14 protein-coding genes are annotated in these 13,311 nt (G+C 70.2%); 7 read left to right on the top strand and 7 right to left on the bottom strand.

All coding sequences use genetic code 11. From position 1 onward, the window contains the following. Nucleotides 1-123: 123 nt before the first annotated feature. Together mshD and E7742_RS00395 are read right to left on the bottom strand one after the other, a co-directional pair. Nucleotides 124-1,038 (bottom strand): mycothiol synthase, encoded by a 915-nt coding sequence (gene mshD / locus E7742_RS00400; protein WP_137797117.1) that lies wholly within the window; start codon nucleotides 1,036-1,038, stop codon nucleotides 124-126. Continuing rightward, nucleotides 1,039-1,800: a winged helix-turn-helix transcriptional regulator gene (locus tag E7742_RS00395; protein ID WP_137797116.1), complete on the bottom strand. Its 762-nt coding sequence runs from the start codon at nucleotides 1,798-1,800 to the stop codon at nucleotides 1,039-1,041. A 139-nt stretch (nucleotides 1,801-1,939) separates the two neighbouring features. Here E7742_RS00395 and E7742_RS00390 point away from each other — a divergent pair, with 139 nt between their 5' ends. From E7742_RS00390 to E7742_RS00370, 6 genes are all read left to right on the top strand, one after another. Then, nucleotides 1,940-2,722 carry an LmeA family phospholipid-binding protein gene (locus E7742_RS00390; protein ID WP_175420371.1) on the top strand — a complete coding sequence of 261 codons (783 nt, stop codon included), beginning with the start codon at nucleotides 1,940-1,942 and terminating at the stop codon, nucleotides 2,720-2,722. After that, nucleotides 2,719-3,195 (top strand): TlpA family protein disulfide reductase, encoded by a 477-nt coding sequence (locus tag E7742_RS00385; protein ID WP_137797114.1) that lies wholly within the window; start codon nucleotides 2,719-2,721, stop codon nucleotides 3,193-3,195. The genes E7742_RS00390 and E7742_RS00385 overlap by 4 nt, the downstream gene beginning before the upstream one ends. A 22-nt stretch (nucleotides 3,196-3,217) precedes the next feature. After that, nucleotides 3,218-3,304, top strand: a complete 87-nt coding sequence (locus E7742_RS23685) for a putative leader peptide (RefSeq protein ID WP_350317252.1) — start codon at nucleotides 3,218-3,220, stop codon at nucleotides 3,302-3,304. A 137-nt stretch (nucleotides 3,305-3,441) separates the two neighbouring features. Further along, entirely contained in the window at nucleotides 3,442-3,912 is a 471-nt protein-coding gene (locus tag E7742_RS00380) for a DUF4395 domain-containing protein (protein WP_137797113.1), read from the top strand. A 92-nt stretch (nucleotides 3,913-4,004) separates the two neighbouring features. Beyond that, nucleotides 4,005-4,838, top strand: a complete 834-nt coding sequence (locus tag E7742_RS00375) for a sulfurtransferase (protein WP_137797112.1) — start codon at nucleotides 4,005-4,007, stop codon at nucleotides 4,836-4,838. Nucleotides 4,839-4,842: 4 nt separating this feature from the next. After that, a complete protein-coding gene (locus tag E7742_RS00370) occupies nucleotides 4,843-5,148 on the top strand; it encodes a DUF1416 domain-containing protein (protein ID WP_137797111.1) in 306 nt (101 codons plus the stop codon). 65 nt (nucleotides 5,149-5,213) lie between these two features. Here the strand turns inward: E7742_RS00370 and E7742_RS00365 are convergent, their stop codons facing one another. Further along, nucleotides 5,214-6,479: a cutinase family protein gene (locus E7742_RS00365; protein ID WP_137797110.1), complete on the bottom strand. Its 1,266-nt coding sequence runs from the start codon at nucleotides 6,477-6,479 to the stop codon at nucleotides 5,214-5,216. A 270-nt stretch (nucleotides 6,480-6,749) separates the two neighbouring features. On the opposite strand from E7742_RS00365, the gene E7742_RS00360 reads away from it, so the two are divergent. Next, a complete protein-coding gene (locus E7742_RS00360) occupies nucleotides 6,750-7,448 on the top strand; it encodes an FABP family protein (RefSeq protein ID WP_137797109.1) in 699 nt (232 codons plus the stop codon). Between the two features lie 426 nt (nucleotides 7,449-7,874). On the opposite strand, the gene E7742_RS00355 is transcribed toward E7742_RS00360, so the two are convergent. The 4 genes from E7742_RS00355 to cydB form a co-directional block, all read right to left on the bottom strand. Further along, nucleotides 7,875-8,582 (bottom strand): hypothetical protein, encoded by a 708-nt coding sequence (locus E7742_RS00355; protein WP_137797108.1) that lies wholly within the window; start codon nucleotides 8,580-8,582, stop codon nucleotides 7,875-7,877. A gap of 264 nt (nucleotides 8,583-8,846) precedes the next feature. Next, nucleotides 8,847-10,565: a thiol reductant ABC exporter subunit CydC gene (cydC, locus tag E7742_RS00350; protein ID WP_137797107.1), complete on the bottom strand. Its 1,719-nt coding sequence runs from the start codon at nucleotides 10,563-10,565 to the stop codon at nucleotides 8,847-8,849. Continuing rightward, entirely contained in the window at nucleotides 10,562-12,289 is a 1,728-nt protein-coding gene (gene cydD, locus E7742_RS00345) for a thiol reductant ABC exporter subunit CydD (RefSeq protein ID WP_137797106.1), read from the bottom strand. The genes cydC and cydD overlap by 4 nt, the downstream gene beginning before the upstream one ends. Further along, the gene (gene cydB, locus E7742_RS00340) at nucleotides 12,286-13,308 is read right to left on the bottom strand and encodes a cytochrome d ubiquinol oxidase subunit II (protein WP_137797105.1); all 1,023 of its coding nucleotides are present in this window, start codon (nucleotides 13,306-13,308) and stop codon (nucleotides 12,286-12,288) included. Before cydB ends, cydD begins: the two co-directional genes overlap by 4 nt. Between the last annotated feature and the right edge of the window lie 3 nt (nucleotides 13,309-13,311).

Genomic DNA, 13,311 nt, shown 5'->3' with positions numbered 1-13,311 from the left:
GTGCCACCCACGCCAGAAAGTTAGGGGCGCTCGGTAGCCAACTGGACCCGGTTCGGTGAACGGAAGATGAACTCCGGCGGGAAATCTGCCGAGGTGTGCGTCACACCCGGCGTACGGCACCGATCAGGAGCCGGCGGCGTACGCGACATCCACGTGGAACCGCTCGAAGCCGAGCCGCTCGTACGTGTGCAGCGCGGCCACGTTGTCGCCCTCGACGTACAGCAGCACGGTGCCCAATCCGCGGTCGCGCAGATGGTGCAGCCCGGCCAGTGTCAGCACGCGCCCCAGCCCTCGCCCCTGCGCCTCGGGGTCGATGCCCACGACGTACACCTCACCGAGGGCGGGGTTGCCGTTCTCGGGGGCGTGCACCTTGGTCCAGTGGAATCCGAGCAGGCGGCCCGGATCCGCGTCGGAGGCCTGCGACGGGAACGCCAGGAACAGTCCCTCGGGATCGAACCACGGCTCCGCGCGGCGCTCGTCGATCTCGTGCTGCGTCCACGTGCCCTGCTCGGGGTGCCAGGCGAACGCCGCGGCGTTGACGCGCAGCAGTTCGGCGTCGTCCGCGGGTCCGCGGTAGGTCCGCAGCGTGACGCCGTCGGGCACCACGACGTCGGGCAACGCCGGGCCGGTGAGCGGGCGGCGCAGCTGCAGCAGTTCCCGGGCGGCGGTGAGGCCCAGGCGGCGGGCCACCGCGACGGCCGCGGGCAGGTTGCCGTGTGCCCACACCCGCGTGTCCGGGCCGCCGGCGCGCAACGCCTCGGCGACCAGGCTGCCACCGATGCCGGTTCCGCGGTGGGCCGGATCGACGACGGCCTCGGCCATCGCCGGGTGATCCCCGTGCCCCGGCACGAGCTGGGCGTAGCCGACGACCGTGTCGCCCACGGTGGAGACCAGGTGGCGGGCGCCGGCGCCCGTGAGCGCGTGCAGCGTCTGCTCGGAGACCGGCGCGGTGCCGTCCTCGACCGCGGCCCGGTCGATCATCGCGCGCACCTCCTCGGCCGGCGGTGAATCGATCCAGTCCAGCTGCCGCGTGTCCATCTAGTGCGCCGATCCGTTGGTAGGGGTCAGATCCGGGTCGTCGGAATCCGCGTCGTCGGGTTCCGCCGCCGCACCGGCCGAGCGGCCGGATGCGCGGGCCGGGCGCACCGCCTTGTAGCCGACGTTGCGGACCGTCCCGATCAGCGACTCGTATTCCGAGCCGAGTTTGGCGCGCAGCCGCCGCACGTGGACGTCGACCGTGCGGGTGCCACCGAAGAAGTCGTAACCCCACACCTCCTGCAGCAGCTGCGCGCGGGTGAACACCCGTCCGGCGTGCTGCGCGAGGTACTTCAGCAGCTCGAATTCCTTGTAAGTCAGATCGAGGGGACGACCCCGCAGTCGTGCGGTGTACGTCCCCTCGTCGATCACCAGCTCGCCGAGCGTGATCTTTCCGGCCGTCTCCGGACTGGCCGCGCCTCCGTTGCGGCCGACCAGCAACCGCAGCCGCGCGTCCAACTCGGCCGGACCGGTGGTCGGAAGCAGGATGTCGTCGAGCCCCCAGTCGGAATTGACGGCCACCAGCCCACCCTCGGTGAGTACCGCGACCACGGGCACCGCGGAACCCGTGCTGCCCAGCAACCGGCACAGTCCGCGGGCGGCGGCCAGATCGGTGCGGGCATCGACGAGCGCGACGTCCGCAGCGCCGGCCTCGAGCAGGGACGACACCTCCGTCGGGGAGGGCCGCACGGTATGCGACAACAGCGCCAGGGAAGGCAGCACCGTCTCCGGATTGGGGTCGGAGGTCAGAAGCAGTAGCTCCACTCAACCTCCCTCTCTTGCGCCGCGAATGCCGGCGAGAGCCGACACCGAGTGGACCGACGTTCTATTTCGCGCCCAGATTAGCGCGAGTTCGCACCCTACCCTCGCACCGGTACCCAGCGGGGCCGGTAAGAATGGTGTGGTGCGGAAACTGATCATCGGACTGGTGTGCCTCGTCGGACTCGCCGTCGTCGTCGACTTCGGCGCTGCCGCGTACTCCGAGTATCGGGTCTCGCGCACGCTCCGCGAAGGAGGCGGCCTTCCCGCCGATCCCGAGGTGACCATCCACGGCTTCCCGTTCCTCACCCAGGCCTGGAACGGCAAGTACGACGACGTCGAGGTCCGGGCCAACCAGGTGCCCAAGGAGATGCTCGGCGAGGTCACGATCGAGGCGACGCTCAACGGGGTGTCGGTGCCCGCGTCCGCGATCCTCGACGGCTCGGTGTCCGAGGTCCCGGTCGACCACCTCGAGGGGCGAATGATGATCGACGCCACCGACCTGGGGAAGTTCCTGGGCATCCCGGACCTGCAGGTTTCCGCACCGCCGGCGGACAAGTCCGACGGCACCGGCGGCTCGGGCGGCTCCGGTGCCCCGACCACCGGCGGCATCGTGTTCACCGGCACGGTGCCCGTGGGACCGTTGCAGAAATCGGTGAGTGTGCAGGCCGACCTGGTGCTGCGGGGCGAACAACTGGTCATCGTCGCCACCGACTTCTACTACGGGCCGGAGGGCCAGAGCGACTTCTCCGTCCCCGCCCCGCTGCGCCAGGGGGTGCTGGAGCTGTTCACCAAGACCATCGACCCGCAGGCGCTGCCGTTCGGCATCATGCCCACCGACGTCTACGCGGAGGGTTCGCACATCGTCATCGAGGGCTCCGGCGACAACGTCGTGGTCGACCTCGACGAGCTGCAGGCGACGCTGTGACCGCACTGGTGATCCTCGTCGTCGCGGTCCTCGTGACGCTGGCCGTCGGGCTCGCGCTGCGCAGCCGGGAGGGCCGCGTCCGCGAGAGTGCGCCGACCGCCGAGGGCACCGACGCCGGTGGTGAACGACTGGCGCACCTCGCGGACGCCGGGGTGACCGCGACCGGACGACCGATCGTGCTGCACTTCTCGGCCGACTGGTGCGGCCCGTGCGCGGCGGTGCGTCGGGTGATCGGACAGGTCCTGGAGAAGCTCGACGCCGCTGCCGCCGACGCGCCGGCCGCCACCGAGGTGGAGCTCGACATCGACCGACACCCCACCCTCGCAAGGACACTCGGTGTCCTGTCGCTACCGACGACGTTCATTCTCGACGGCGCTCTGGTGGAACGATTCCGCATCTCCGGGGTGCCGTCGGCAGCGGAGCTGGAGTCCGCGCTCGCCCCGCTCGTCGCGGGCGGGCGTTCCAATTCCTGAAAAATTGGGTACGCTGCACCACGTGTACGCCAACCACGAGCTGATGCTCACCCGACGCCGCGCAGTCGATCTGTGCCGCCTCGGTGGTTGTTGCTGTCCCTGCTGTTGATCACGTAGACGGTCGATTCTTCTCACCCGTACGCAGCGTTCCCCTCGCTGACCGGCGCCGTCCGTGATCGGTGGAATCGAAAACTCCACCCACGCGTCTGCTCGTCAGCACTCGGAAACCCGCAGGAGCACATCCCGATGTCCGCACCCTCACCTCAGGCCCAGCAGGTCGACGTCCGCGGCCCACGCTTCGCCGCCTGGATCACCACCGCCGTCCTCGTCGTCGTCCTGCTCGTCTCCACGTTCTCGACCGTCGCGGCGGGGCTGCTGCTGGCCGCGCAGGCCGTCGTCTTCGCGATCGGCGCCGCCGCCGGACCCCGACGCAGCCCCTACGGGCGAGTGTTCGCGCGGCTCGTCGCGCCGCGCCTGGGCCCGACGGTCGAACGCGAGCCCGTCGCACCATTGCGGTTCGCGCAACTGGTCGGGCTGGTGTTCGCTGTCGTCGGCACCGTCGCGTTCCTGGCCGGCGCAGGCCTGATCGGTGGGATCGCAACCGGTTTCGCGTTGTTCGCCGCGCTGCTCAACGCCGCTTTCGGAATCTGCCTCGGCTGCCAGCTCTATCCCCTCGTCGCCCGAATGCGCGGCGCCGGGGCACCGCACCCGGCCTGATCGCCGACCGCTCCCCTTCCGCACGAGTCTCACACTCGCGCAATCTCGTCACGAATTCCTCACTCGCTGTATCGAACTCGAAAGGACCATCCATGGCCCGCTCCGACGTCCTGGTCTCCGCAGACTGGGCCGAGCAGAACCTCGACGCCCCCAAGACCGTCTTCATCGAGGTCGACGAGGACACCGCCGCGTACGACGGCGGCCACATCGAGGGCGCGATCAAGCTCGACTGGCGCAAGGACCTGCAGGACGGCGTCCGCCGCGACTTCCTGAACCAGGAGCAGTTCTCGAAGTTGCTGTCCGCCAAGGGTGTCGCCAACGACGACACCGTGGTCCTGTACGGAGGCAACAACAACTGGTTCGCCGCCTACGCGTACTGGTACTTCAAGCTGTACGGCCACCAGGACGTCAAGCTCATCGACGGCGGCCGCAAGAAGTGGGAGCTCGACGGGCGTCCGCTGTCGAAGGAGACCGTCACCCGCCCGGCCACCGAGTACAAGGCCGCCGCGCCCGACACCTCGATCCGCGCCTTCCGTGACGACGTCATCGCCGCCATCGGTTCGGCGAACCTGGTCGACGTCCGCTCCCCCGACGAGTACTCGGGCAAGATCCTCGCTCCGGCGCACCTGCCGCAGGAGCAGGCGCAGCAGCGCGGCCACGTCCCGGGCGCCGTCAACATCCCGTGGAGCACCACCGCGAACGAGGACGGCACCTTCAAGTCGGACGAGGCTCTCGCGAAGCTGTACGCGGACAAGGGCTTCGACGACTCCAAGGAGACCATCGCCTACTGCCGCATCGGCGAGCGGTCGAGCCACACGTGGTTCGTACTGCAGGAGATCCTCGGCAAGCAGAACGTGAAGAACTACGACGGCAGCTGGGTCGAGTACGGCTCGCTGGTCGGCGCACCTATCGAGTTGGGAGCATAAGGAAATGTGCGGAGCACCTGTTCAGACCCAGACCCTGCCCGCGGGCGTGAACGTCGAGAAGGAGACCGTCATCACCGGCCGCGTCCTGGCCGCTGACGGCCAGCCGGTCGGCGGCGCGTTCGTCCGCCTCCTCGACGACACCGACGAGTTCACGGCCGAGGTCGTCGCCTCGGCGACCGGCGACTTCCGCTTCTTCGCCGCGCCGGGCACGTGGAAGGTCCGGGCCCTGTCGAGCACCGGCAACGGCGACGTGACGGTCAACCCGGACAGCGCCGGCGTGTACGCCGTCGACGTGACGGTCGCGAAGTAGGTTCGCCGCCGGACCGACGACACACCGAGGGCGCCACTCCTACCCGGGGTGGCGCCCTCGTCGCATCAGAAGGTGTGCGGCGCCGCGGGATCCGCGCCGCGCGCCCGCTCCGCGGCGGCCACCTCCCCGATCCAGTCGGCCACCCGTTCGCTGTCCCAGCGCCACGGATCGTTCGCGTCGAATTCCCAGTAGAGAACATGCTGCAACGGCCCCAGCACGAGGTACGGCTTCAGGACCAGGTCCACGATGCCGCGATTGTCGTCGACGAAACCGGCGCCCTCCGCGGCCAGCTTGGCCCGCACGACGTCGGCACCCGCGCCGAGAGCCCACTCGCGCACGGCCGCAACACGTTCGGGCGTCGCGTCGCGGGCCGCTGCGTCGTCGCGGTACGTCTGGTCGGCGACGGTGCGCAGGACGTCGAGCAGCGATTCGTCCGACGTGAACCAGTCCTCGCGGGTGACGATGTGGGCGATGGCGCGCGCCGACATCTGCGAGGCGACGCGACCGAAGTCGGCGAACGTTTGCACCGGGTTCGCGATCGTGAACCGCATCTGCCCCAGCACCCCGAGTGCCAGTTCCAGCAGCGCGATGTCCGGTGGCGCGTCGCACGAGATGTCCATCGGCCGGCACGCGTAGAGGATTCTGCCCTCCAGCGCCCCGTAGTCGGCCGGCTCGGACGACATGAACCCGCCCCCGGCAGGCCCCGGCTCGCCGAGCGACGGGGTGCCGGCCGGCCGGTAGGGATCGCCGACCAGGGCGACCCCGGCGACGTCGGCGGCGGTGACGGCCGCGGTCTCGGCGCGACGGCCGATGTCGCGGGCGACCCGCTCGGTGATCTCCGCGCCCACGCTGTAGCCGAGCAGGACGAACCGGGTGGCGTCGCCGCACTGCGCCTTCTTCTCGTCCAGGATCCGGTTCAGCGAGGCCACGCCGGTCGCCACCGAGTCCTGGTACGTCGGCACGTCCGCGAACACTCCCAGCCCGAACGTCGCCGGGTACGGCACGTACGTCCAGCCGACCTCGCCCGGTTGCTCGCGGCTGACCTCACCGAACGGGACGGTGACCCGGCCCAGCCAGTTGGCCCACGGCACCCGGTCCTTGTCGTCGAACGGGTCCCGGTCGGCCGTCGAATCCCCCGCACCCGACGCCGCCACCACGAGGATGTCGGGACAGCCGGCCCCGTGGTTGTTCGGATCCACGATCGGCGCGCGCTCCGTGGAACCGGCATCCGCCGATCCCGCCGCACCCTCCGCCGCCGCGACGCCGCCGCCGGCCCACGACGTCACCGCCGTGACCAGCGCGACCGCGGACGCGACCACCCGACGCCCCATCGACCCCTCCGACCGTTCGTACCTTCGCAGGCGTGGCTGACCCGTTCCCGTTCGCGATCCGGGAGCACCGTACTCCCGCAAAACGGGCGCGGAGGGGGATTCGAGTGGAACAGTTCACACGCTTCGACGCCCGTCCGATTTCGAGCGCTGCGGGGGCGCGGTCTAAGATGAGCCCGTGGTCATCTTCTTCGAGGTTCTCCTGGTCCTTGCCGCCATCCTGATCACCTGGTTCTCGCTGTATGTCGTGTACCGGCTGGTCACCGACAAGCCGTGAATCAGGATCCGGACGCGGGCTCGAACGCGCAGCCTGACGACACCGAGTCGCACGTTGCCCGCGGCAGCGGCGACCGGGCGGTTGCAGGCGCGGTAGAGCGCGCGAAGGAAACGGCGGGACGCAACATTCCGACCCTGCCCGATCTCCCGCTGCCCGAGGACACCGCGAATCTGCGGCTCGGGCCGGATCTGCATCCCGGCATGCTCGCCCTCCTGCCCCTCGTCGGCGTCTGGCGCGGCGAGGGCGAGGGACGCGATCCGGAGACCGGCGACTACGCGTTCGGCCAGCAGATCGTGGTGTCCCACGACGGCGGCAACTACCTCACGTGGGAGGCCCGTTCGTGGCGCCTCGACGACGAGGGCGGGTACGTCGGCCCCGATCATCGCGAGAGCGGGTATTGGCGCGTCGCCGGTGACGGTATCCCCGGCAGCACCAACGAAGAGGTCGTCGAACTCCTGCTCACGCACTCGTCGGGTGTCGTCGAACTGTTCTACGGCCAGGCGCTCACGCAGTCGTCGTGGGAGCTCGCCACCGACGTGGTGATCCGCAGCCAGTCCGGCGAACTGATCGGTGGAGCCAAGCGGCTCTACGGCATCGTCGAGGACGGCGACCTGGCGTACGTCGAGGAACGCATCGTCGCCGACGGCCCGCTCGAGCCCCGGTTCTCGGCGCGTCTGCAGCGCTACATCGGCTGAGCGACCAGCGCGCCGCACCGGCCGAGTGCCAGTCCACTCGTAGTTCCCTGAAACTCGTCGCCCCCTGAAACAGCAGCGACCCCCGGCCCGCCCACGAGACGGAGCCGGGGCTTCGTCTTCGTGGATTCCGGTCTGGACGGGACCGGAAGGGCCGGGGGTCGGGTAGCTGCCTTGGATTCGCCAGCCGCGTTGCGGTCAGTGAACCCGTGCAACGTGGCTAGCTGACAGCCACCTCACGCGTCCGTATGTCATACAACTTCAGACCACCTCCTTCCTCGTGTACCGACGAAGGTACGCCCGTTCCGCGGGGCTCGGCAACGGATTTTTCGGTGAGGTGCTTCACGTCGCGAACGGACGGGCAGCCGAACGGGAACTCACGGCACGCCGACGCCTCCGAAGCGTGCCGTGAGTTCCCGTCGGAACCGGTCAGCTGCCGTTCGACAGCACGTTGCCGATGATGTCGGCGATGAAGCCCGCGGGGTCGTTGAGGATCGCCGAGCCGGCGGATCCGCCGGCGATCGGGCCCGAGGACCCGAGCCCTGCGCCGTCGAGGCTGCCGCTGACCGTTTCTCCGGCGTTCTTGCCGCGAACCGTCACACACACGCCGATAGGGTTCCACTTCTGCTCTCCCCACAGATCCGGAGTCATCGAGGCGCCGCTGTCCAGGACAGCTCCCACCTGCGCGTCTTCCGGAACGGTGTAGGTCGTCTCGTAGGTGACGGTGTTTCCGGCGTTGATCAGCCAACCGCCGCCCTGGTAGGAGGCCTTCCCGACGTTCGTGTCCACGGAAGCCGTGACGGGTTTGCCGTTGAGCTTCGCGGATACGAGCGTGAAGCCGGCCGGGTAGAAGTCCGCCACCGATCGCAGCAGGGGCGGTACGCCCTTCGCCCGGGACACGGTGGTCTTGTAGGTCACCGTGCCGCCGGGGGCCACGGTCCCGTCACCGACGACCACCTTGGTCAGCTGGATGCCGACGATCTGGGCGTCGCCGTACTGGACCTTCGTCGCAGAGGTTCCGCACTCGGCTGCGGAAGCAACCCCTGCACCCGCTCCGACACCGAAGACGGTGCCGCCGGCGACGACGGCCGCGGCCGCGACGGAGGCCGCGAGGCGGCGGCTGACAGCTCGAGACATGGACAAGCTCCTTCAATCCTGGGGACGGCGAGGTAGAACCTGTTGCAATGCGGGCGCCCGAAAGGACCCGATGTTCACCCAACGGGTGAACCGAATCACATGATAGGCACACTTTCGGACGCTCGTCCAAGATTTCGAGCACGAGGTCAGGGTCGGTTTATCGCGGACACGTCGGCACGGGGCGGCGACACGCGACCGGACCAGGATGTTAACGAGAACGTGTTCCAGCGATGAATCGGCGTCGGATACCCGACACGCGGGAGGTCAGGCGCGCGCGGACCCGGCGCTCTCGCGCAGATGCGGAACCGGGAGTCCGTCGGCGGCGCCCACGGTGACGACTCGATCCGCGGGCGCATCGGCCGGCAGCTGGTGCGTGACGAGTACGACGGTCCGGTCGGCGTCGACGAGCCCGGCGGCCCGGTCGAGCAGCGCGCGCAGGATCGCGGCCCCGTCGGCGGCGTCCAGGTGCTCGGTCGGCTCGTCGAGCAGCAGCACCCGGGCCGGTGAGACGAGCGCCCGCGCGAGCAGCAGCCGTCGGCGCTGTCCGCCCGAGACGGCCCGCGCCCCGCCGCCCAGCGTCGTGTGCACGCCGCGCGGCAGTTGCGCCACCCACTCCCCCAGGCCGACGGCGCCCAACGCGTCGAGCGCCGCCTCCTCGGTGAGATCACCGCGGGCCACACGCAGGTTCTCGAGGACCGACGTGTCGAACACGTGGGCGTCCTCGGCGAAGAACCCGATCTGTCGACGGAGGTCGTCGGACCGGTACCGGTCGAGCGGCACCCCGTCGGACGTGACGGCACCGCTCACCGGCGGCAACAGCCCGGCGACGGTCATCAGCAACGTCGTCTTCCCGGCGCCGCTGGGGCCGACGATCGCGAACCGGGCGCCCGGCGCGATGTCGAGGTCGAATGGCGCTGTCACGCGCTCGCTGCCCGGCCACCCGCAGCGCAGCTCGCGTGCCACGACATGCCCCGGGCCGGCCGGAACCTCGGTGCCGTCCGGGCGTGGGTCCCCCGCCCGGTCGACGAGCGCGAGGATCCGTCCGGCGGCGATCCGGGCGCGCGTGAGAGCGACGGCGGCCGCCGGCAGTACACCCGTGGCCTCGAAGGCGGCCAGCGGCACCAGTACGAGGATCGCCAGCGACATCGGGGTCATCGCGCCGGGGGCGCCGCCGTCCGGCCCGTACAGCGTGATGCCGATGAGCAGCGCGCCGAGGACACTCACGCCGATCGCCAGCGGTGTCGCGGCAGCCGCGAACGCGGCCGGCACCGACGCGCGGTCGGTGGCGCGGACGGCGTCGTGGTTCGCCTGCTCCGCGCCACCGAGGACGTCGTCGAGCCGACCGGCCACGCGCAGTTCGGCGGCGTGATCGAGCGCGGTCACCGCGGTCTCGCTGAAGAGCGCCGTCGCGGAGGCACTCTCCGATTCCGCCATCCGGGCAGCACGCGCCGACAACCACGGTGCGAACACCCCGGACACTGCGAGGGCCACCGCGAGGACGAGCGCACCGGCCGGGGAGATGAGCGCGAGCAGACCGACCGCGGCGACGGCCATGACCGCGGCCACGGCGATGGGGATCAGCGCCCGCACCACGACGTCGCCGAGCGCGTCGACGTCGGCGCCGGTGCGCGCCAGCAGGTCCCCGCGTCGCAGCCCCGCCGCGGCCGCCGGATCGCCGTCGGCCAGGCGCCGGTAGATCATCGTCCGGGCGGACGTGGTGCCGCGCAGCGCGGTGTCGTGCGTGGCCAGCCGCTCGAGGTACCGGAACACGCCGCGCGCGATGCCGAGGGCCCGCACCGCGACCACCGCGACCGACAGGTCGAGCACCGGTGGCATCTGCCACGCCCGGGTGATGAGCCAGGCCGACAGCGCCGCGAGCGCGAGCGCGCTGCCCAGCGTCGCCACCCCCGCGGCGACGGCCGCGAGCACGCGGCGCGGTTGCAGATCCAGCAGGCGGACGGCCTGCAGCAGTTCACGATTCACCGGGTGCCTCGATCCTGTCGGGCCTCGACCTCGACGACGTCGTCACCGGCCGCGAGCACCGTCGGCCGGTGGCCCACGACGACGACGGTCCGTCCGGCGGCGGCCAGTGCGCGCAACGACGCCAGCACCGTCCGCTCGGTGGCGTCGTCGAGGTGCGCGGTCGGCTCGTCGAGCAGCATCACCGGCCGGGGCGAGACCAGCAGTCGGGTGAGCGCGAGGCGCTGACGCTGACCGAGCGAGAGGCCCAGTCCCCCGGCCCCGACGACGGTGTCCCAACCGTGCGGCACTTCCTGCAGCACGGTGTCGAATCCGGTTGCCCGGCATGCCTGCCGGACCCGCTCGGAGCCGAGCTCTACGTCGCCGACGAGTGCGAGGTTCTCCGCGAGCGTGCCGGGGACGAGCACCGGATGTTGCGGCAGCCAGGCGATCTGCGCCCACCAGCCCGCGGCGTCGAGGCCGGCGACGTCGACACCGCCCACCCGCACGCACCCGTCGTCCGGCGTCGTGAGGCCCAGAACGGTCTGCAGTGCGGTGGACTTGCCGGATCCGTTGGGGCCCGTCAACACCGTCACCCGGCCGGGCGGACACGTCGCATCGAGCCGGTAGGGCGCCGCACCGGATCGGGACCGCACGCTCACGGCGGCGAGTTCGAGGACGGCACCGTCCGCCTCCACCACCGTCTTCCCGGGCTCCTGCCGGCGCGGCGCCTCGTCGAGGACACCGAACGCCTTGGTGGCCGCCGCGAGACCGTCCTCGGCGGCGTGGAACTGGGTTCCGACCATGCGCAGCGGCAGGTACACCTCGGGCGCGAGGATCAGCGCCACGATGCCGGCCTCGAGTCCCATGTTGCCGAACACCAACCGCAGGCCGATGCTCACGGCGATGAGCGCCACCGACAGTGTCGCGAGCATCTCGAGCACCATCGACGACAGGAACGCCACCCGCAGCGACGACATCGTCGTCTTCCGGTGTGCGTCACCGAGTTCGCGGACGCGTGCGGCCGGACCGTGCTCGCGCCCCAGCGCGCGCAGCGTCGGCAGTCCGGCGATGAGATCGAGGAGTTGTCCGGTCAGGCGGGTGAGCGCGGCGAGGGTGCGCTCCGACTTCCCCTTCGTCAGCAGTCCGATGAGGATCATGAACACCGGGATGAGCGGCAGCGTCACCACCACGATCATCGCGGCCGTCACGTCCTGGAGCAGGATCACCACGAACGTCGCGGGCGTGAGCGTCGCCGCCAGGACGAGCGCCGGCAGATAGCCGGTCAGGTACGGCGCGAGCGCGCGGACGCCGCGGGTGATCACCGTCGCGATCTCGTCGCGGCGCGGGTCGAGGGCGCGCGGCGGCATGCGCACCGCCGCCTGCAACACTTCGAGTTCCAGTTCGGAGACCACCCGGTTGGCGGCGCGGTGGGCGTACCGGGCGTGCAACCACGCCGCGACGGCCCGCACCGCCACCGCCACCGCCAGCCATGCGAGATCGGTCCGCCAGTCCGCGAGGCTCCGGCGGTCGGAGGTGATGACGCCGGCGAGGATCGTGCCGATCAGTACCGCCGATACGATCACCATCGCGACGTTCACCGCCGAGAGCACGACCGTGAGGATCAGGTACCCGCGCGCGGACGCCGAGTATTTCCACAGCCGGGGATCGACGGGCCCGCGGGCCCCCTCCGCACGCCGCCCCGCCCGTCGTCGAGACCGGGCGGGGCGGCCGGTTGCGATACTCATCCGAGCTTGGTGGGCAGGCCGATCGACGGCGGAATGTTCTTCGTCGAGATCCGCTTGCTGAACACCCAGTAGGTCCAGCCCTGGTAGACCAACACGATGGGCACGAGAACCACTGCGGCCCAGCTCATCACCTTGAGGGTGTACGGGCTCGACGACGCGTTCTCGATCGTGAGGCTGTACGCGTCACTGATGGTCGACGGCATGACGTTCGGGTACAACGACGCGAACAACAGCACGACCGACGCGACGATCGCAATCGTGGTGAACACGAACGCCCAGCCCTCCCGCTCCAACCGGGTCAGCAGCACCACCGCGATCACCGCCACTGCCGCGACCGCCACGAGCAGCCACGTCCAGCCCTTGCCGTACGCCAGCTGGGTCCACAGTGCGAAGCCACCGGCGATCGGCACCGTCGGAATCGCGAGCTTCTTCGCCAGTTCGGCGGCGTCCAGGCGCACGTCGTCGGCGGTCTTGAGCGCGACGAACACCGCGCCGTGCAACGCGAACACCAGTCCGGTGGTGATACCACCCAGCAGCGCATACGGATTGAGCAGATCGAAGAACCCGGACGTCACCTTCTTGTCGGCGTTGATCGCGACACCGCGGACGATGTTCGCGAACGCCACACCCCACAGCACGGCCGGCACCCACGAGCCGATCATGATGCCGAGGTCGGCCCGCCATCGCCACTTGTCGTCGTCGATCTTGCCGCGCCACTCGATGGCGCAGATGCGCAGGATGAGTGCGACCAAAATCAACAGCAGCGGTATGTAGAAGCCCGAGAACAGCGTCGCGTACCAGTCCGGGAAGGCCGCGAACAACGCGCCGCCGCCCACGATCAACCACACCTCGTTGCCGTCCCAGACCGGTCCGATGGTGTTGATGACGACGCGCCGCCGGACCTCGGTGTTGCCGAGCGTCGGCAGGAGCATGCCGACGCCGTAGTCGAATCCTTCGAGCACGAAGTACCCGACGAAGAGCACCGCGATGAGGATGAACCAGAATTCCTGCAAACCCATGAC

The organism is Rhodococcus sp. SGAir0479 (assembly GCF_005484805.1).
Lineage (GTDB): Bacteria > Actinomycetota > Actinomycetes > Mycobacteriales > Mycobacteriaceae > Prescottella.
Note: the sequence above shows the minus strand (reverse complement) of the source record. Positions and strands in the feature narration are given on the sequence as shown.